Annotated in this window: 20 protein-coding genes; 8 read left to right on the top strand and 12 right to left on the bottom strand. The window is 60.8% G+C overall.

Annotated features, from left to right (window positions below; translation table 11 throughout):
• Nucleotides 1-10 precede the first annotated feature (10 nt).
• Together GNG29_RS05940 and GNG29_RS05935 are read right to left on the bottom strand one after the other, a co-directional pair.
• A complete protein-coding gene (locus GNG29_RS05940; protein ID WP_156654059.1) occupies nucleotides 11-1,300 on the bottom strand; it encodes an arsenic transporter in 1,290 nt (429 codons plus the stop codon).
• A gap of 44 nt (nucleotides 1,301-1,344) precedes the next feature.
• Complete coding sequence (locus GNG29_RS05935) at nucleotides 1,345-1,665, bottom strand: transcriptional regulator (protein ID WP_103178606.1); 321 nt, start codon at nucleotides 1,663-1,665, stop codon at nucleotides 1,345-1,347.
• A 114-nt stretch (nucleotides 1,666-1,779) separates the two neighbouring features.
• On the opposite strand from GNG29_RS05935, the gene arsH reads away from it, so the two are divergent.
• On the top strand, nucleotides 1,780-2,463 hold the full coding sequence (gene arsH / locus GNG29_RS05930) for an arsenical resistance protein ArsH (protein ID WP_156654058.1): 684 nt from the start codon (nucleotides 1,780-1,782) through the stop codon (nucleotides 2,461-2,463).
• Nucleotides 2,464-2,549: 86 nt separating this feature from the next.
• Here the strand turns inward: arsH and GNG29_RS05925 are convergent, their stop codons facing one another.
• From GNG29_RS05925 to GNG29_RS05880, 10 genes are all read right to left on the bottom strand, one after another.
• On the bottom strand, nucleotides 2,550-2,930 hold the full coding sequence (locus GNG29_RS05925; RefSeq protein ID WP_103181040.1) for a cell envelope integrity TolA C-terminal domain-containing protein: 381 nt from the start codon (nucleotides 2,928-2,930) through the stop codon (nucleotides 2,550-2,552).
• Between the two features lie 320 nt (nucleotides 2,931-3,250).
• Nucleotides 3,251-3,706 carry a hydrogenase maturation peptidase HycI gene (gene hycI, locus GNG29_RS05920; RefSeq protein WP_103178604.1) on the bottom strand — a complete coding sequence of 152 codons (456 nt, stop codon included), beginning with the start codon at nucleotides 3,704-3,706 and terminating at the stop codon, nucleotides 3,251-3,253.
• On the bottom strand, nucleotides 3,699-4,109 hold the full coding sequence (locus GNG29_RS05915; RefSeq protein ID WP_156654057.1) for a formate hydrogenlyase maturation HycH family protein: 411 nt from the start codon (nucleotides 4,107-4,109) through the stop codon (nucleotides 3,699-3,701). The genes hycI and GNG29_RS05915 overlap by 8 nt, the downstream gene beginning before the upstream one ends.
• A complete protein-coding gene (gene nuoB, locus GNG29_RS05910) occupies nucleotides 4,109-4,873 on the bottom strand; it encodes an NADH-quinone oxidoreductase subunit B family protein (RefSeq protein WP_103178602.1) in 765 nt (254 codons plus the stop codon). The genes GNG29_RS05915 and nuoB overlap by 1 nt, the downstream gene beginning before the upstream one ends.
• Nucleotides 4,870-5,415, bottom strand: coding sequence for a formate hydrogenlyase complex iron-sulfur subunit (locus GNG29_RS05905; RefSeq protein ID WP_156654056.1), 546 nt, complete (start codon nucleotides 5,413-5,415; stop codon nucleotides 4,870-4,872). The genes nuoB and GNG29_RS05905 overlap by 4 nt, the downstream gene beginning before the upstream one ends.
• A 9-nt stretch (nucleotides 5,416-5,424) precedes the next feature.
• The gene (hycE, locus tag GNG29_RS05900) at nucleotides 5,425-7,134 is read right to left on the bottom strand and encodes a formate hydrogenlyase subunit HycE (protein WP_156654055.1); all 1,710 of its coding nucleotides are present in this window, start codon (nucleotides 7,132-7,134) and stop codon (nucleotides 5,425-5,427) included.
• A 15-nt stretch (nucleotides 7,135-7,149) separates the two neighbouring features.
• Nucleotides 7,150-8,073 (bottom strand): respiratory chain complex I subunit 1 family protein, encoded by a 924-nt coding sequence (locus GNG29_RS05895; protein ID WP_156654054.1) that lies wholly within the window; start codon nucleotides 8,071-8,073, stop codon nucleotides 7,150-7,152.
• A gap of 2 nt (nucleotides 8,074-8,075) precedes the next feature.
• Complete coding sequence (hycC, locus tag GNG29_RS05890; protein ID WP_156654053.1) at nucleotides 8,076-9,905, bottom strand: formate hydrogenlyase subunit 3; 1,830 nt, start codon at nucleotides 9,903-9,905, stop codon at nucleotides 8,076-8,078.
• Entirely contained in the window at nucleotides 9,905-10,510 is a 606-nt protein-coding gene (locus GNG29_RS05885) for a 4Fe-4S dicluster domain-containing protein (protein WP_103178597.1), read from the bottom strand. The genes hycC and GNG29_RS05885 overlap by 1 nt, the downstream gene beginning before the upstream one ends.
• 77 nt (nucleotides 10,511-10,587) lie before the next feature.
• Entirely contained in the window at nucleotides 10,588-11,046 is a 459-nt protein-coding gene (locus GNG29_RS05880) for a transcriptional regulator (RefSeq protein WP_158251038.1), read from the bottom strand.
• A 233-nt stretch (nucleotides 11,047-11,279) separates the two neighbouring features.
• Between GNG29_RS05880 and hypA the strand changes: the two genes are divergently transcribed.
• From hypA to entD, 7 genes are read left to right on the top strand one after another with little or no spacing between them, the layout of a single operon-like run.
• Nucleotides 11,280-11,630 carry a hydrogenase maturation nickel metallochaperone HypA gene (gene hypA, locus GNG29_RS05875; RefSeq protein WP_103178595.1) on the top strand — a complete coding sequence of 117 codons (351 nt, stop codon included), beginning with the start codon at nucleotides 11,280-11,282 and terminating at the stop codon, nucleotides 11,628-11,630.
• Between the two features lie 3 nt (nucleotides 11,631-11,633).
• Nucleotides 11,634-12,506 carry a hydrogenase nickel incorporation protein HypB gene (gene hypB / locus GNG29_RS05870; RefSeq protein ID WP_156654052.1) on the top strand — a complete coding sequence of 291 codons (873 nt, stop codon included), beginning with the start codon at nucleotides 11,634-11,636 and terminating at the stop codon, nucleotides 12,504-12,506.
• Nucleotides 12,497-12,775: a HypC/HybG/HupF family hydrogenase formation chaperone gene (locus GNG29_RS05865; RefSeq protein ID WP_103178593.1), complete on the top strand. Its 279-nt coding sequence runs from the start codon at nucleotides 12,497-12,499 to the stop codon at nucleotides 12,773-12,775. The genes hypB and GNG29_RS05865 overlap by 10 nt, the downstream gene beginning before the upstream one ends.
• On the top strand, nucleotides 12,775-13,896 hold the full coding sequence (gene hypD, locus GNG29_RS05860; protein WP_156654051.1) for a hydrogenase formation protein HypD: 1,122 nt from the start codon (nucleotides 12,775-12,777) through the stop codon (nucleotides 13,894-13,896). The genes GNG29_RS05865 and hypD overlap by 1 nt, the downstream gene beginning before the upstream one ends.
• The gene (gene hypE / locus GNG29_RS05855; protein ID WP_103178591.1) at nucleotides 13,893-14,903 is read left to right on the top strand and encodes a hydrogenase expression/formation protein HypE; all 1,011 of its coding nucleotides are present in this window, start codon (nucleotides 13,893-13,895) and stop codon (nucleotides 14,901-14,903) included. The genes hypD and hypE overlap by 4 nt, the downstream gene beginning before the upstream one ends.
• Nucleotides 14,904-14,954: 51 nt before the next feature.
• Complete coding sequence (gene flhA, locus GNG29_RS05850; RefSeq protein ID WP_156654050.1) at nucleotides 14,955-17,039, top strand: formate hydrogenlyase transcriptional activator FlhA; 2,085 nt, start codon at nucleotides 14,955-14,957, stop codon at nucleotides 17,037-17,039.
• Between the two features lie 57 nt (nucleotides 17,040-17,096).
• Nucleotides 17,097-17,741 (top strand): enterobactin synthase subunit EntD, encoded by a 645-nt coding sequence (gene entD, locus GNG29_RS05845; protein ID WP_156654049.1) that lies wholly within the window; start codon nucleotides 17,097-17,099, stop codon nucleotides 17,739-17,741.
• The last annotated feature ends 99 nt before the right edge of the window (nucleotides 17,742-17,840 follow it).

Below are 17,840 nucleotides of genomic sequence, written 5' to 3'. Positions count from 1 at the left end.
CAGTATCTCATTACAAAGTGACAGAGAGCCGCCACGCCAGCGCGGCCAGAGTGACAAACAGCACCGGCACAGTCATGACAATGCCGGTACGGAAATAATATCCCCAGGTGATCGTCATATTTTTCTGGGCAAGCACATGCAGCCACAGCAGGGTTGCCAGACTGCCAATCGGGGTGATTTTCGGGCCTAAATCGCAGCCAATCACATTGGCATAAATCATTGCCTCTTTCACTACGCCAGTCGCCGTACTCCCGTCAATCGACAGCGCACCAATCAGCACCGTCGGCATATTATTCATCACTGATGAGAGAAATGCCGTCAGGAAGCCGGTGCCGAACGTCGCTGCCCATAACCCCTTGTCTGCCAGCAGATTCAGCACGCCAGACAGGTACTCCGTGAGCCCTGCATTGCGCAGGCCATAGACCACGAGATACATGCCCAGCGAGAAAATAACGATCTGCCATGGCGCACCGCGCAGGACTTTCCCGGTGTTGATGGCATGACCTCTTTTCGCCACCACAAACAGCACTGCTGCGCCAGCCGCCGCTATCGCACTGACCGGGATCCCCAGCGGCTCCAGAACAAAGAAACCGACAAGCAGCAATAACAGGACAATCCAGCCCGCCCTGAAGGTTGCCGGATCCTTGATCGCACTGACAGGCGTCTTCAGCAGCGAAACGTCATACGTTGCCGGAATATCCCTGCGGAAGAAGAGATGCAGCATGACCAGCGTGGCCGCAATCGCTGCCGCATCCACGGGGATCATAACGGAGGCGTACTGCGTAAAGCCCAGACCGAAGAAGTCCGCCGAGACGATATTAACCAGGTTAGACACAATGAGTGGCAGGCTGGCCGTATCTGCAATAAATCCTGCGGCCATGACAAAGGCCAGTGTCGTGCCCTGGCTGAACCCCAGTGCGAGCAGCATCGCAATCACAATCGGCGTCAGGATCAGCGCGGCGCCGTCATTGGCAAACAACGCAGCAACAGCAGCACCGAGCAAGACTATCCAGGTGAAAAGCAGGCGGCCACGTCCGTTACCCCAGCGGGAGACGTGCAGTGCGGCCCATTCAAAGAAGCCGGACTCATCGAGCAGCAGGCTGATGATGATGACCGCAATAAATGCCGCTGTCGCGTTCCAGACGATATTCCAGACAACGGGAATATCAGCGATATGGATGACACCGGTTCCCAGCGCCAGCACAGCCCCGATACTCGCGCTCCAGCCAATACTCAGGCCTCTGGGTTGCCAGATCACCAGTACCAGCGTCAGTAAAAACAGACTCCCTGCCAAAAGCATCTCAGACTCCGTTATATATGATTATGTAAATGTGTTTTCCTTTCTCAGCAGGTGGTGCAGGCTGATTTATCCAGCCATTCACGCACATCCTCCCGCATACACTGCCAGGTCGTCGTGATTGTCTCTGCTGCCCATGCCGGTATGTGGGGTGACAGACGATAGTGGATCCATTTGCCTTCCCGACGGTCAAGTACCAGCCCGGCCTCGCGCAGAATAGCCATATGTCGCGATATTTTGGGCTGCGATTCGGAGGTGACCGCACAGATATCGCAGACGCACAGTTCTCCGGACTCCCGGAGAAGCATCACGATGGCGAGCCGGGTTTCATCCGACAGGATTTTGAAAAGCTGAACAGGTTGTAGCATTTTTCACTCCGTTCCCATTAGAATACACATATGTTAAATCATATGTATTTATTTTGAAATCACCTGTTCTCTCCGGTGGAGAAAAATGGAACAATTTCCTGCCCTGAATACTGAATACTGAATACTGAATGCTTTGATCAACACATTGCCGAACGCCTGCACCTGCAGGAGCCGCCACGGATTCTGATCCTGTATGGCTCAGTAAGGGAGCGCTCCTACAGCCGTTTTGCCGCGGAGGAAGCCGGTCGCCTGCTGACGGCGATGGGCGCGGATGTGAAACTCTTTAACCCCTCCGATTTACCCCTGCCGGATGATGCGCCGGACACGCACCCTAAAGTTACCGAGCTGCGCGGTCTTGTCAGATGGTGTGACGGGATGGTGTGGAGTTCACCGGAGCGGCATGGCGCAATGAGCGCAGTTATGAAGGCACAAGTCGACTGGATACCCTTAAGTGAAGGCGCAGTGCGTCCTTCACAGGGTAAAACGCTTGCGGTAATGCAGGTTTGCGGCGGTTCGCAGTCCTTCAATGCCGTGAATCAGATGCGCATTCTGGGTCGCTGGATGCGGATGTTTACGATCCCCAACCAGTCCTCCGTAGCCAAGGCATGGCAAGAGTTCGACGAAAACGGCCGAATGAAACCTTCGTCATGGTATGACCGCATCGTCGATGTAGCCGAGGAGCTGTTTAAAATCACACTGCTGCTTAAGGGACAAACCGGTTATCTTGCGGATCGTTACAGCGAGCGAAAAGAGAGCCATCAGGAGCTTTCATCCCGTGTCAATCAGGACAAAATATAACGTCTGTTCTTCGTGAATCCATACTGCATGAGCTTAACAACGTCCGCTTCTGGCACAAAGCGGACATTTCAACAATAGTCCGCCACCTACCCCTGCATATCAAACCCAGCCTTTTGAAAATCCCTATACACCTCCGGATTACTAAACGTCGGGAACTTCGCTTTTTGGGCCGCCAGTTTCACCGCCTCACAATACTCTTTGTTGCCCTTGCTGGTTGATACCTTTAAAGCCGTACCATCCTGCGCAAATTCCATATGCAGTCGGCATTTTTTGCCCTTCCAGCGTTGTGGCTCAGCAATTTTATCTTCTATCGCCGCCCTAATCCCCCGCGCCTGCGCGCCCCACGCATCCTGATCGTCCCAGCGGCCAGAACTGCAACTCCCCATCGCGGTGGTTTTGTGGCATCCAGAAGGCTGTAACGGCGCACAACCCGCCGCAAGGCTGACCACAACGGCAAGCGTAAACATCTTCCCTACTCTTTCATGCGATCTCACGCCTTAAACTCCTGTGCTCATATATCCGTTAAAATTAATTTCGGTTTACCACTTTACGAAAATCAGAACTAATAAAAAACACAGGCACAGGTCCGGTAAGGCGTAAGCCGCCACTGGATATTTCATAGAGGTACACGCAGTCAGCAACCCGGTTTTAATATTGTGCTCGCACTTGCCGGGCGGCGGCTGACGCCTTGCACGGCCTACAAAACCCACGCTATCAATAAACGTAGGCCCGGTAAGGCGCTAGCCGCCACCGGGCATTTCCAGAGAGGTACCTTCGTGATTACGCGCTACAACTCCTCAAACCCCAGCACCCCATCCCGGTCCAGAAGACTTTCATAAACCTTCTCAACCGCCGCCTTCACCTTCTCCGTCATCGGATAATAAAACCCCACAATATCCGGTTGAATCCCCAAAAACACCACCTCCCCCACATCCCCCTTCAGCTGATCCACCAGGTAGTTGAGCGGCATATTGTGGGTGGTCATCATAAACATCTCGGCGATGTCGTCCGGATCGATACGGCGGATCTCACCGGGGTTTAACCCCATATCCGTCGCATCGACAATCAGCAGGCGCGCCGGGCGCAGCTCGCGGATCGCAACCACGTCGTTTTCCGGGGCGCTGCCGCCATCAAACACCACCCAGTCGCCGCGCGGGGCTTCCCGGCACATCTCAGCCAGCAGCGGACCGGCGCCGTCGTCGCCCATCATGCTGTTGCCGACGCAGAGTAATACATCAGTCACGTTGCCTCCTCACCATCAGGTAGATGGCGTTCTCCTGGTGAATGGCGTGGAGCATCACGAGCAGTGCCTCGCTCCACTCCTGCTGCTGCGCCGTCTGCCGCGCTATCGCGGCGTCAAAGGCGCTGGCGAGCATCACAATATGGTTACTGTCGATGACAATCTCCCCGTAGCGCGGCACGCCCTCCATTTTGCGCCGCGCCTCGCTCCCCGCCTCCAGGGTGCCGATCCACGCCAGGTAGTCCTCCCACGGACAGGTGAGCGCCGCCTCCAGGCAGTCGATCACCCCCAGGTGGTGGCCGATGGCCAGCCCGTAGTAGATCACCTGCTGGGCATCAGCAGGCGTGTTGTCATTCTGGTCAATGAACTTGCGGCTGAGCTGGCTGAATACCACCGTCTCACTCATCACACACGCTCCTGCCCGACCACCTCAAGGAGGTTACCCACGATCTCGTTCAGGCGCGGATCGTTCTCGTTTGCCAGCCAGCGGGCCACGCTCTCGTCGCCCTCGATCAGATGGCGCATAAAGTCGTCGGCGATCTGGCGGCCATAGCGGTAGCCCGCCAGGCGGCGGGCGGCGCGGTCGATGCGTACCCGCAGGGGCTGGACCATCTCCGGATGCAGCAGTTCGGCGGGCTGGTTGTCCTGGCTGCCTGGCTCGCGGGCGTGGATTTTTTGCTCCAGCAGCCCCAGCGCCATGGCAAAGCCGTAGAGCGTGGCAGCAGGCGACGGCGGGCAGCCGGGAATGTAGACATCCACCGGCACGATTTTGTCGGTGCCGCCCCAGACGCAGTACAGGTCGTGGAAGATGCCGCCGGAGTTGCCGCAGGCGCCGTAGGAGATGCAGATCTTCGGATCGGGGGCAGACTCCCACGCCCGCAGCGCCGGGGAGCGCATGGCGCGGGTCACCGCCCCGGTGAACAGCAGAATGTCGGCGTGGCGCGGAGACGGCACCACCTTGATGCCGAAGCGCTCGGTGTCGAAGATGGGCGACAGGGTGGCGAAGATCTCAATCTCGCAGCCGTTGCAGCCGCCGCAGTCCACGCGGTAGACGTAGGCGGAGCGTTTGATTTTTTTCAGCAGCGAGGCCTTCATGCTGGCGATGGACTCGTCCACCGTGACCGGGACCGGGATCCCCTGCTCGTTACGTGGCCCTAACAGTTCGCTCATCGTGTCGCTTCCTCCATTTCCCGGGTCAGCTGGATCTTGTCCGCCGGGGTCAGCCCCTGCAGGCGCTTGCAGTCCGGGCAGGTCTCAAAACTCTCGCGATGCGATTCGGCGCGCTGGTCGCCGTTGTGGCGCAGCAGGGCGATCGCGTAATCAATCTCTTTCTGCACCGCATAGGGGCGCTTGCAGACCCGGCAGTGGCAGATGTCAAAGCGCGACTGTTGCAGGAAATCCGCTTTGCTCCACACCGCCAGCTCATACTCCTGGGAGAGTTTAATGGCGGTGGTCGGGCAGACCTCCTCGCAACGGCCGCAGAAGATGCAGCGCCCCAGGTTGAACTGCCAGGCCAGCTGGCCGAACTGCAGATCCGTCTCCACCGTCAGGGCATTCGACGGGCAGGCGTTCACGCAGGCCGCGCAGCCGATACACTGCTGAGGATCGTGCTCCGGCTTGCCGCGCATATTTTTGTCGACCGCAATCGGCGCCAGGGGATAGGACTCCGTCACCGTGCCGGTTTTGATCACTTTTTTGATAAAGGTAAACATGGCAAGTCCTTATTTCAGCGGCGAATTTTTGCGTTCAATGCTGTAGCGCTCCAGCTCTTTGTACGGCACCACCTGGCTTTTCTTCTTGCGCACATCCACCACCGTCATGCGGTCGGTGCAGGAGTAGCAAGGATCGAGGCTGCCGATAATCAGCGGCGCGTCGGAGACGGTGTTGCCGCGCAGCATGTAGCGCAGGGTCGGCCAGTTGGCGTAGGTGGCCGCCCGGCAGCGCCAGCGCCAGAGCTTCTGGTTGTCGCCGGTCATGCTCCAGTGGATATCATCCCCGCGCGGCGCTTCGCTGAAGCCCAGCGCAAAGCGGTTCGGGATGTAGGTGAAGCCCTCCACCATCAGCGCGCCGCCCGGCAGGTTATCCAGGCCGTAATCGATCATATTCAGGGCAGTGAAGACCTCGTTTATACGCACCTTCAGGCGGGAGATGACGTCGCAGCCCTGCTCGCTGTGCACTTCCATCGGCAGCAGGCCGTAACCGACAAACGGGTGATCGGCGCGGGTGTCGCGGGCGTGGCCGCTGGCGCGCACCATCGGGCCGACGTTGCTGAAGTCGCGGGCGATCTGCGGGTCGAGGCGGCCAATGCCCACGGTGCGCTGTTCGATGTTCGGCGTGCTGAGCAGAATATCCACCAGATCCTGCACCTCACGGCGCATCTGCTGGGCCAGTTGGCGGGTGGCGATCATGTCCTCTTTCAGCAGATCGCGACGGATACCGCCGATCAGGTTCAGGCCGTAGGTTTTACGCGCCCCGGTGAGGATCTCCGCCATCTTCATGGAGGTCTCGCGCACGCGGAAGAACTGCATAAAGCTGGAGTCAAAACCGACGAAGTGGCAGGCCAGGCCGAGGTTGAGCAGGTGCGAGTGCAGACGCTCCACCTCTAGCAGAATGGCGCGGATCATCTGGGCGCGTTCCGGCACCACGATCCCCATCGCGTTCTCCACCGAGGTGGTGTAGGCGGTGCTGTGGGCAAAGCCGCAGATACCGCAGACGCGATCTGACAGGAAGGTCACTTCGTTGTAGCCCATCCGGGTTTCGGCCAGCTTCTCCATGCCGCGGTGGACGTAGAACAGGCGGTAGTCGGCGTCGATGATGTTCTCGCCGTCAACGAACAGGCGGAAGTGGCCCGGCTCGTCGGAGGTGACGTGCAGCGGGCCAATCGGCACCACGTTATTTTTCTTGTCGCCGAGCTCGTTAATGAACGCGTAGGTCTCTTTGTCGGTGGTCGGGGCCGGACGCTGGCGGTAATCCATGCTGTCTTTACGCAGCGGATAGAGTTCGTCCGGCCAGTCGTCCGGCAGCACCAGGCGGCGCTCGTCTGGCAGCCCGACCGGGATCAGGCCGTACATGTCGCGCACTTCGCGCTCGCCCCAGACGGCGGCAGGTACGCGCGGGGTGACGGACGGAAATTCCGGTTTATCGGCATCCACCTCCACGCGCACGGTGAGCCAGCAGCGGGTGCCCTGCTCCATCGACAGCACGTAGTAGACGGCATAGCTGCCGCAGAGCTGGCGCTCATCGTTGCCAAAGAGCACCGACAGCCAGCCGCCCTGTTTGTAATAGAGGAACTCGACCACTTCCGGCAGGTAGTTAATTTTCACCGTGACGGTGATTTGATCTTTGGTCTGCCAGGCTTCATCCAGCACCACGCCAGGAAAGGCCTGATGCAGTGCGGCGAGATAGTGTTGACCAATTTTTTCTTCAGACATGGGTATTCTCTACAGTCACGCCGCCATCAAGGAGACGAAAGCTAAAAATGCCAGACCAAAACCGGCCCAGGTAATTCGTGAGGTGGCGTTAAAGCGCAGGCGCGCCATGCTGTTCTCAAACAGGGCGATCACCAGTACGCCCACGACCAGCTTGACCACGGCGATGACGACGGCCAACGCCAGGCCGCCTGCGGAGAAGTGGCTCATCTGGCCCCAGGGGATAAACACCCCGACGAACATCTGCAACACCACCAGCTGTTTCAGGCTGATGCCCCACTTGAGCAGGGCAAAGCCCGCGCCGCTGTACTCCGACAATGGCCCTTCCTGCAGCTCCTGCTCCGCTTCGGCAAGGTCAAACGGCAGCTTGCCCATCTCGATAAAGGTGGCGAAGGCGCAGGCGCACAGAGCAAGGAATAGCGTCACGGTGTGCGCCGCCGGCCAGTGGTAGATGGTGGCGGTTACCGCGCTGATGTGGGTGGTGCCTGCCACCTGAGCGGCAACCCACAGGCCGAGCAGCAGGATGGGCTCCACCAGCACGCCGAGCATCGCTTCGCGGCTGGCGCCAATCCCGGTGAACGGGCTGCCGGTATCGAGCCCGGCAATGGCAAAGAAGAAGCGCGCGATGGCGAAGAGGTAGATCAGGGTGATGAGATCCCCCAGCGTGGGCAGCGGCGAGGCGAGCGTGATCACCGGCAGCGCGCTGGCGATGGCGAACATTACCCCCACCATCACCAACGGCATCAGGCGGAAGACCCAGCCGGAGGCGGCCGGGGCCACGCTCTGGCGGCCCAGCAGCTTGATGAGATCGCGGTACTCCTGGAAGATATCCGGCCCGCGACGGGTATGCAGGCGGGCGCGGGCCACGCGGGTGATGCCCGCCAGCAGCGGCGCTGCGGCAAAGAGCACCAGCGCCTGAATCAGTGCGTAGATCAAAGTCATGTTCAGGCTCCTCGGGAGATAACGACAACCACCAGCACCGCCAGCTCAATCAGGGCGATACGGTGGAACAACACGGCGGTGCAGTCGCATTGCCAGCCGGGGATAAAGCGCACCGGGTTGAGCCATTTGCGCAGCTTCAGCACCGGCGCGAAGGACTCCTTAACCGGCATGGCAAAGCCGTGGGCGGTGATGACCATCGACTGCTCGTGGTCGTAGCCGCACACCCAGGCAAAGCCGCGGGCGCGGTTCGCCAGGCGGTTGCCTTTGAAGAGCACCAGAACGATAAAGGGCAGCAGCAGCCCCGCCAGCAGCAGGAGAGTGATCATCGGCTGGGAGACAGTGTTCACCGCCCCGCCGTTCACCGGGAACAGGCGGCCAATCACCGGCAGAAGCCACGGCGCGGCCACGCCGCCCGCCACGCAGCAGAGCGCCGCCAGCACGGTACTGGCGGTCATCAGCCACGGGGCGCAGCAGGCGTTTTCCGCCTCCGGGGTACGCGGTGCGCCGAGGAAGGTGACGCCGTAGACTTTCGCCATACACATCACCGCCAGCGCGCCGGTGATCGCCAGGCCGGTCGCCAGCAGTGGCCCCAGCAGGCGGGCAACAAAGGCATCGTGGGTGCCGAGGTTAAAGAAGGACTGGTAGATCACCCACTCCCCGGCAAACCCGTTCAGCGGCGGCAGCGCCGCCATCGCCATCAGCCCCACCAGCATCGCAAGGGAGATGAGCGGCATTTTTTTGCCGATGCCGCCCAGCTTCTCGATATCGCGATGGCCGGTGCGATACCACACCGCACCCGCGCCGAGGAAGAGCGTGGTTTTAAACAGGCCGTGGTTCACCAGGTGATAGAGCCCGCCGGTAAAGCCCAGCGCCACCAGCAGCGGGCTTTGCAGCGCGATGCCGCTCACCCCTGCCCCCAGGCCGAGCAGGATAATGCCGATGTTCTCCAGGGTGTGGTACGCCAGCAGGCGCTGGATGTTGTGCTCCATCAGGGCATAGAGTCCGCCGACAAAGGCGGTGATCATGCCCATCACCAGCAGCAGCACCCCGAGCCACAGCGGCGGCAGCGCCCCGCAAAGCGCGACGGTCAGCATGCCGTAGAGGCCCACCTTCATCACCACCGTGGAGAAGAGCGCCGCGGCAGGCGCGCTGGCGTTTGCATGCGCCTGGGGTGCCCAGCCGTGCAGCGGGATCACCCCCGCCAGCAGGCCAAAGCCCGCCAGACCCGGCAGCCAGATGCTGGCTCCCGGCGCCTGGTCAGAGGCCATCGCCCCCATTACCGCAAAGTCCAGGGTGCCGTAGTAGCGCCACGCCTGCCAGCAGGCGAAGGCCAGCAGCAGCGTCCCCAGACGCCCCAGCACAAACCAGAGCTTGCCGGACTGAGCGCAGCCGGTAAGAAACGCGCCGCACAGGGCCATGATCTCCGCCATCACCACCAGCCAGCCGAGGTTATCAACCATGATCGCGGCGACGGCGGCGGCCATCAGCAGGTTGGTCAGCAGGCCGTTACTTTTAGCCTGCGGGTGGCGATGCCAGGCGACGGTAAAGAGGCTGATGAGCAGCGCCGGCAGACCGATGGCGATAAGCCACACCGCCCGGATGCCGCTCATCTGGATGTTGACGTGAAGCCAGGCGATCTCCCCCGGCAGGGAGATGTGCGGCGCGGCCAGCAGCGCAATTCCCCCCGCGGTTACCGCCAGGGCGCTGGCAATCGCCCCGCCAAAGCCGGTGATGGCGCCGCTGAGCGTGCGGTTGGCGCTGAACACCAGCGCCAGCACGGCGCTGACGAGGTACCAGCCCAGCGCCTGGTTAATTAACGAAAAGGCATTCATCAGCGCTCTCCTTGTTGCGACTGGAACAACGACAGATCGCCCAGATCCGTATTGATAGTGAGCTCGCGTTTGCGCTTGCTGGCGCGGGCGATATCCTGGTTATTCACCAGACGCAGGGATTTGGTCGGACAGGTGCGTACGCACGCCGGGCCGTCCGGGTCGAAGTGGCACAGGTCGCACTTCACCGCGATGGCGCGCACGCCCGGCACCCAGTCGAGGAACGGGCTGACGCGGGCCGGGGCCGGGGGCGCCATCGGCGCTTTGCTGGTGTTGCTGTTGGCGGGGATCGCCAGCGGGCGGCTGCCGGCAAACTCGATGGCGCCGAACGGACAGGCGATGCCGCACAGCTTGCAGCTGACGCACAGGCTTTCATTGAGCTGGATAGCGCCGTCAACGCGGGTGATGGCGTTGACCGGGCAGACCTGGGCGCAGGGGGCGTCTTCGCAGTGATGACAGAGCTGCGGCGCGGAGTCTTTACTGTTACGCATCACTTTCAGCCGCGGCTGGCTTTGCAGGCCATGCTGGCGATGGTTTTCTGAACAGGCCGCCTCACAGGTGTGGCAGCCGATACAGAGCGAGGGATCAGCAATTACAAAACGATTCACCTGGTTTCCTCTGGTGATAGTCATTTTTGACGAAAAACGGGCGGAAGTGTCGTTTTCGACACCTGTCGACACCCGGCTCAGACCGCAGCGTGGTGCTGCGCGAGGACGGCGAGGGTCAGGGATTCGCCGCGTTGCGTTGCCTGCCAGATCGCGGCGTAAACCCCGCTGATTTTGTTCAGGAAATGGTTCAGCACCGCCTCACGCTGGTCGACGTTGATCTCGCCATCCAGCATGCCATCGTCCCCGAGACGGGCGTGGCCAATCAGCACGCTTTCGGGGTTATCGCGCTCTTCAACGGTGTAACTGAAGATATGGCCGTTGAACGCCTGCTCCGGCGTGACGCGGATAAGGAAGTGGTCGAACAGCCAGAAGCCGAGCCCGCTGTCGGTGTTGCAGCCCACGGTAAGGTGCAGGCTGGCTTTAGAGAGGGTGATGGCCTGAATCAACGAATTGCCGTAGTGGTTCCAGTGGGATCGCAGCACCCGCTGCTGTCCAGCAATGATGGTGGCCTTCTCACTTAATTCGGAAAGTGTCATGTGACGTACCTGATGCGTAATGTGTAAAGAGTTCGCTCCCTTAAGCACGTTTCGTGCCATTTTTTAATTTGTTGAATTTGAAGGTGAATTATTTTTAAAGCCGAAAAGATCACACAAAATGACATGTCATTTCGTCATCTTTGACCGGGCAGCGTGTCCGCTCTCGCCACCCTGCTGCTAAAAGATGGCATCAATATTGCTTAATCCGGCCAGACTTTACCGGGAACAGCACAATGCACGAAATCACCCTCTGCCAGCAGGCGCTGGAATTGATCGAAAAACAGGCTCACCAGCATCAGGCGAAACGCGTGACGGGCGTCTGGCTGCGCGTCGGCGCCTTCTCCTGTGTGGAGAGCAGCGCCCTGCAGTTTTGCTTTGAGCTGGTGTGCCGCGAGACGGTCGCCGAAGGCTGCGCCCTGCATCTCGAAGAACAGCAGGCGGAATGCTGGTGTCAGGATTGCAAAGCCTACGTCGAGCTGGTGACCCACCGCGTACGCCGCTGCCCGCAGTGCGGCGGGGCGAACCTGAATATCGTCGCTGACGACGGGCTGCATATCACGCGTCTGGAAATTGAACAGGAGTAAACCATGTGTACCACCTGCGGTTGCGATCAGGGCAACCTCTATATTGAAGGCGATGAGCATAATCCGCACTCCGCTTTTCGCAGCGCCCCCTTTGCGCCGGCACACCGTCCGGCGCTGCGCATCACCCGCGTGGACGCTCAGGCTTTTACCCCGACAGAGCCCCTGGCAGGCCAGCTGGATTACGGCCACGGCGAGGCGGGCACCCATGCGCCCGGCCTCAGCCAGCGCAAAATGGTGGAGATCGAGATGGACGTGCTGGGCAAAAATAATGCGCTCGCCCGGCGCAACCGCGCGCTATTCAGCGCCCGCAACCAGCTGGCGCTGAACCTGGTCTCCAGCCCCGGCTCCGGTAAAACCACCCTGCTGACCGAGACCTTAAAACGTTTGCAGCAGCGCGTACCCTGCGCGGTGATCGAGGGCGATCAGCAGACGGTGAACGACGCCGAGCGGATCCGCGCCACCGGCACCCCCGCCATCCAGGTCAACACCGGCAAGGGCTGCCATCTCGACGCGCAGATGATCGCGGATGCGATGACGCGCCTGCCGCTGGAGGATGGCGGCATTATGTTTATTGAGAATGTCGGCAACCTGGTCTGCCCGGCGAGCTTCGATCTTGGCGAACGCCATAAGGTGGCGGTGCTCTCCGTTACCGAAGGCGAGGATAAGCCGCTGAAGTACCCGCACATGTTCGCCGCCGCCTCGCTGATGCTGCTGAACAAGGTCGACCTGCTGCCCTATCTGAATTTTGACGTGGAGAAATGCCTCGCCGCCGCCCGGGAAGTGAACCCGGAGATTGCGATTCTGCTGGTCTCCGCCACCCGCGGCGACGGGATGGACGCCTGGCTCGACTGGCTGGGGGCGCAGCGATGTGCATAGGCATTCCTGGAAAGATCAGCGCCATCCATGATGGCATGCAGGCCAGCGTGGAGGTGTGCGGCGTACTGCGCGATGTGGATCTGACCCTTGTTGGCGATTGCGACGAAAAGGGCCAGAGCCGTCTCGGGCAGTGGGTGCTGGTGCATGTCGGCTTTGCCATGAGCGTGATTAACGAAGAGGAGGCGCTGGATACCCTCGCCGCCCTACAGAACATGTTTGAGGTGGAGCCGGACGTTGGCCCGCTGCTGTTTGGCGAGGAGCCCCGCTGATGCGCTTTGTTGATGAATACCGCGACCCGCAAAAGGTGATGCAGCTGATCGAGGCCCTGAAGGCCCGGGCCGGGCTGCTGGCCTATACCGCTGCCCGTCCGCTGCGCATTATGGAGGTGTGCGGCGGTCACACCCACGCCATCTTTAAGTTCGGACTGGATCAGCTGTTACCCGACAACATCGAGTTTATTCACGGCCCCGGCTGTCCGGTCTGCGTCCTGCCGATGGGGCGGATCGATACCTGCATCGAAATCGCCAGCCATCCGGAGGTGATCTTCTGCACCTTCGGCGATGCGATGCGGGTGCCGGGGCAAAATGGCTCGCTGCTCGACGCCCGCATGCGCGGCGCGGATGTGCGGATCATCTACTCCCCCGCCGACGCGCTCAAGCTGGCCCGGCAGAACCCGGATCGCAAGGTGGTCTTCTTCGGGCTGGGGTTTGAAACCACCATGCCCGCCACCGCCCTGACCCTGCGCCAGGCAAAAGCGCTTAACGTGCAGAACTTCTTCTTTTTCTGCCAGCACATCACGCTGATCCCGGTGCTGAAAAGCCTGCTGGCGCAGCCGGAAAATGGCATCGACGCCTTCCTGGCGCCGGGGCACGTCAGCATGGTGATTGGCATCCATGCCTACGACTTTATCGCCGCCGACCATCAGCGCCCGCTGGCGGTGGCCGGTTTTGAACCGGTGGATCTGCTGCAGGGGGTGCTGATGCTGGTGGAGCAGAAGATTGCCGGCATAAGCCAGGTCGAAAATCAGTATCGCCGTATCGTTCCGGAAGCGGGCAACGCCGTGGCCCAGGCGGCCATCGCCGAGGTGTTCGGCATTGAAGGCGACAGTGAGTGGCGCGGGCTGGGGGTGATTTCGCACTCCGGCGTGCATCTCACCGAAGCCTATCGTCAGTTTGACGCCGAGCGTCACTTCCGCCCCCGGGCGCAACAGATTTGCGACGATCCCGAGGCGCGCTGCGGCGAGGTACTCACCGGGCGCTGTAAACCGGCGCAGTGTCCGCTGTTTGGCGGCAAATGTACGCCGCAAAGCGCCTTTGGCGCGCTGATGGTCTCATCGGAAGGGGCGTGCAGCGCCTGGTATCAGTACCGTTCTCAGGAGTGTGAAAGTTGAAACAGATAACCCTCGCCCACGGCAGCGGCGGACAGGCGATGCAGCAGCTGATCGGCGAGCTTTTCATGCGCGCCTTCGCCAACCCACTGCTGGACGAACAGGAAGACCAGGCCCGGATCCCGCTGCACGAGCTGACCGCCCACGGCGACCGGCTGGCCTTTTCCACCGACAGCTACGTGATTGACCCGCTCTTCTTCCCCGGGGGCGATATCGGCAAGCTGGCCATCTGCGGCACCGCCAACGATGTCGCCGTGAGCGGGGCGATCCCGCGCTGGCTCTCCTGCGGCTTTATCCTCGAAGAGGGGCTGGAGATGGCGACCCTTGAGCGCATCGTCACCAGCATGGCCGCCACCGCGGCGGCGGCGGGCATTGCCATCGTCACCGGCGATACCAAGGTGGTACCGCGCGGCGCGGCAGATAAAGTGTTTATTAATACCGCCGGTATCGGTTCGGTGCCCGAGGGGGTAAACTGGGGTATGCGCCAGATTGAGGCCGGGGATGTGCTGCTGGTGAGCGGCACGCTCGGCGATCACGGCGCCACCATCCTTAACCTGCGCGAAGGGTTAGGTCTGGAGGGCGATCTGCAGAGCGACTGCGCGGTACTGACGCCGCTGATCCAGGCCCTGCGTGGCGAGCCCGGCATCAAAGCCCTGCGCGACGCCACCCGCGGCGGCGTGAACGCCGTGGCCCATGAGTTTGCCGCCAGCAGTGGCTGCGGGATTGAAATAGAAGAAGCCAGCCTGCCGGTGAAACCTGCCGTGCGCGGCGCGTGCGAACTGCTGGGGCTTGACCCGCTCAACTTCGCCAACGAAGGCAAGCTGGCTATCGTGGTGGAACGCCAGGCGGCCGAACGGGTGCTGGCCCGGCTGCGGGCGCATCCTTTGGGCGTGAACGCCGCTATTATTGGTGAGGTGGTTGAGCACAAAGGGGTACGACTTACCGGACTATACGGCGTAAAACGGTCGCTGAATTTGCCCCACAGCGAGCCACTGCCGCGAATTTGCTGATCCGGGCGGCGCATTCGTCTCTTATTTTTCTGGATACTCTGGATAAAACGCATGTCGTATACACCCACCAACGATCCTGTCGATCACGGATTGTTCGACATTACCCGTACTCTGCTGCAACAGACCGATCTTTGCGCCCTGGCGCAGGCGCTGACCCAGCATGTCCGGCAGATAAACCTCGCCGATAGCGTTCATATTCTGCTCTGGCAGTCGGAATCGCGCCGGGTCTGTCTCTACAGCACCGACGAACAGGGCTGTGATATCCGCTACGAAGATGAGCCCCTGCTGGCGAGCGGCCCTTTTCGCCGCATGCTTTCCCGCCCGGACGTGCTGCACTGCACGGCGGCGACCTTTAACGAGACCTGGCCGCAGCTTGCCGCCCTCGATCGTTATCCCTCATTTGCCCACTACTGCCTGACGCCCATCGCCGCCGATGGCCGCATCTTCGGCGGCTGCGAGTTTTTGCGCACCCAGGAGAAACCCTGGAGCGACAGCGATTTTTCCCGCCTGCAAACCCTCACCCAGGCGGCCGGGCTGGCCGTGGAGCAGATCCAGGCGCGGCTGCACAACAGCGACAACTACGACCTGCTCTGGCGGGAGCGTAACGATTTTCGCCTGCTGGTGGCGATCACCAACGCCGTGCTGTCGAAGCTCGACCTTGATGAGCTGGTGTCGGAGGTGGCGCAGGAGATCCAGCGCAACTTCGGCATCGACTCCATCAGCATGGTGCTGCGCAGCGATCGCAAAGGGAAGCTTCTCGTCTACTCCACCCACTATCTCGATAAAGAGGCGCCCCTGCACGACCAGAGCGAAGTGGATGAAAAGGGCACCCTGTCCGAAAAAGTGATGCGCAACAGGCAGATGCTGATGCTTAACCTGCATCACCGGGATCAGCACGCCCCCTATGAACGCATGCTGTTTGATATGTGGGGCGAGCAGGATCAGACCCTCTGCCTGTTCCCGCTGATGTTCCGCGACCGGGTGCTGGGCACCCTGAAGCTGGCGCAGTGCAACGCCCAGGTGTTTACCCCGTCCAATCTGAAGCTGCTGAACCAGATTGCCGAACGTGTCGCCATCGCCGTGGATAACGCCCTCTCCTACCGGGAAATCAGCCATCTCAAGGAGCGGTTGATCGACGAAAACCTCGCCCTGACCGAGCAGATCAACAACGTTGCCACCGATTTTGGCGAAATCATTGGCCGCAGCAGCGCCATGATGACGGTGATGAAGCAGGTGGAGATGGTCGCCCGGAGCAACAGCACCGTGCTGATCCTCGGCGAGACCGGCACCGGTAAGGAGCTGATTGCCCGCGCCATTCACAACCAGAGCGGGCGCAGCGACCGGCGGATGGTGAAGATGAACTGCGCGGCGATGCCTGCCGGGCTACTGGAGAGCGATCTCTTTGGCCACGAACGCGGGGCCTTTACCGGCGCCAGCGCCCAGCGCATTGGCCGCTTTGAGCTGGCGGACAAAAGCACCCTGTTCCTGGATGAAGTGGGCGATATGCCCATTGAGCTCCAGCCCAAGCTGCTGCGCGTGCTCCAGGAGCAGGAGTTTGAGCGCCTCGGCAGCAACCGCATCATCCACACCGACGTGCGGCTGATTGCCGCCACCAACCGCGATCTGACGCAGATGGTGGCCGACCGCGAATTCCGCAGCGATCTCTACTATCGTCTTAACGTCTTCCCGATCTTCCTGCCGCCGCTGCGTGAACGCCCGGAAGATATTCCCCTGCTGGTGAAATCCTTCACCTTTAAGATTGCCCACCGGCTGGGGCGCAATATCGACAGCATTCCGGCGGAGACCCTGCGCCAGCTCAGCAGGATGGAGTGGCCGGGCAACGTGCGCGAGCTGGAAAACGTGATTGAGCGTGCCGTTTTGCTCACCCGCGGCAACGTCCTGCAGCTTTCGATGCCGGATATCGATTTTCATCGCGCCAGCAGTGCCGCGCCGGAGACCGTGGTGAGCGAAATTCGCGAAGGCGAGGAGGAGTATCAGCACATTGTGCGGGTGCTGAAAGAGACCAACGGCGTGATCGCCGGACCGCGAGGCGCGGCCCAGCGTCTGGGGCTGAAACGCACTACCCTGCTGTCGCGCATGAAGCGCCTGGGGATCGACAAAAACGCCCTCTTCTGAGCAACCGGGCCGCAAACAGGTTAAGATAGCGCTCCTTTTGTCCACCGCGAGAAGAACATGCAGACCACCCACGCCACATTTCTTCTCGCAGGAGAGACCATTCACCGCGTCACCTTCGATCCCGCCACCTTCACCGAGGCCGATCTGCTCTGGCTGCCGCACCATCACCAGCTCTCTGACGCCGGACGCAAACGCAAAGCCGATCATCTGGCCGGGCGCATCGCCGCCTTTCATGCCCTCAACCGGCAGGTCATTCCCGGCATCGGCAGCAGCGGGGAACCGCTGTGGCCTGCCGGGGTGCGGGGTAGCCTCTCCCACAGCGGCACGCAAGCGGTAGCGATTTGTCGCGATAATGGCCTGGTAGGAATCGATTGCGAAGCGATTATTGCGGAAAACGAAGCGCGTGAGATTCAGGATGGGGTGCTTGATCCTGCGGAAGCCCAGGTGCTGGCCGACTGCGGTCTTCCCTTCGCGCTCGCCTTCACCCTGGCCTTTAGCGCCAAAGAGAGCCTGTTCAAAGCGCTCTTCCCTCAGGTACAGGCGTGGATGGGGTTTGAGTGCGCGCGCGTCACCTCCCTGACCGCCGACGCGCTGACCTTAATGCTGACCCGCCCGCTTTCTCCCTTCACACAAAATCAGGTATTTACCGCGCACTGGCTCCATAAAGACGCGACGGTCGTGACGCTGATCTGTGATGAATAATTGCTCAGGATCGTGATCCTTTTCTCCTTTTAAACAAATTAGCTGCCTGAACCGTAGACAGTTTTATCAGGCAGTCTTATCGTTACATTGAATAATAAA

This window comes from Leclercia sp. Colony189, assembly GCF_009740165.1.
GTDB lineage: Bacteria > Pseudomonadota > Gammaproteobacteria > Enterobacterales > Enterobacteriaceae > Enterobacter.
The sequence above is the reverse complement of the archived record's forward strand: the minus strand, read 5'-3'. Positions and strand labels throughout refer to the sequence as shown.

Bases quoted from the DNA above. Each gene is read 5' to 3' on its own strand.
- GNG29_RS05940 (WP_156654059.1), bottom strand. From the start codon at position 1,300: ATGCTTTTGGCAGGGAGTCTGTTTTTACTGACGCTGGTACTGGTGATC.
- GNG29_RS05935 (WP_103178606.1), bottom strand. From the start codon at position 1,665: ATGCTACAACCTGTTCAGCTTTTCAAAATCCTGTCGGATGAAACCCGG.
- GNG29_RS05925 (WP_103181040.1), bottom strand. From the start codon at position 2,930: ATGTTTACGCTTGCCGTTGTGGTCAGCCTTGCGGCGGGTTGTGCGCCG.
- GNG29_RS05915 (WP_156654057.1), bottom strand. From the start codon at position 4,109: ATGAGTGAGACGGTGGTATTCAGCCAGCTCAGCCGCAAGTTCATTGAC.
- nuoB (WP_103178602.1), bottom strand. From the start codon at position 4,873: ATGAGCGAACTGTTAGGGCCACGTAACGAGCAGGGGATCCCGGTCCCG.
- GNG29_RS05905 (WP_156654056.1), bottom strand. From the start codon at position 5,415: ATGTTTACCTTTATCAAAAAAGTGATCAAAACCGGCACGGTGACGGAG.
- hycE (WP_156654055.1), bottom strand. From the start codon at position 7,134: ATGTCTGAAGAAAAAATTGGTCAACACTATCTCGCCGCACTGCATCAG.
- GNG29_RS05895 (WP_156654054.1), bottom strand. From the start codon at position 8,073: ATGACTTTGATCTACGCACTGATTCAGGCGCTGGTGCTCTTTGCCGCA.
- hycC (WP_156654053.1), bottom strand. From the start codon at position 9,905: ATGAATGCCTTTTCGTTAATTAACCAGGCGCTGGGCTGGTACCTCGTC.
- GNG29_RS05880 (WP_158251038.1), bottom strand. From the start codon at position 11,046: ATGACACTTTCCGAATTAAGTGAGAAGGCCACCATCATTGCTGGACAG.
- hypA (WP_103178595.1), top strand. From the start codon at position 11,280: ATGCACGAAATCACCCTCTGCCAGCAGGCGCTGGAATTGATCGAAAAA.
- hypB (WP_156654052.1), top strand. From the start codon at position 11,634: ATGTGTACCACCTGCGGTTGCGATCAGGGCAACCTCTATATTGAAGGC.
- GNG29_RS05865 (WP_103178593.1), top strand. From the start codon at position 12,497: ATGTGCATAGGCATTCCTGGAAAGATCAGCGCCATCCATGATGGCATG.
- hypD (WP_156654051.1), top strand. From the start codon at position 12,775: ATGCGCTTTGTTGATGAATACCGCGACCCGCAAAAGGTGATGCAGCTG.
- flhA (WP_156654050.1), top strand. From the start codon at position 14,955: ATGTCGTATACACCCACCAACGATCCTGTCGATCACGGATTGTTCGAC.
- entD (WP_156654049.1), top strand. From the start codon at position 17,097: ATGCAGACCACCCACGCCACATTTCTTCTCGCAGGAGAGACCATTCAC.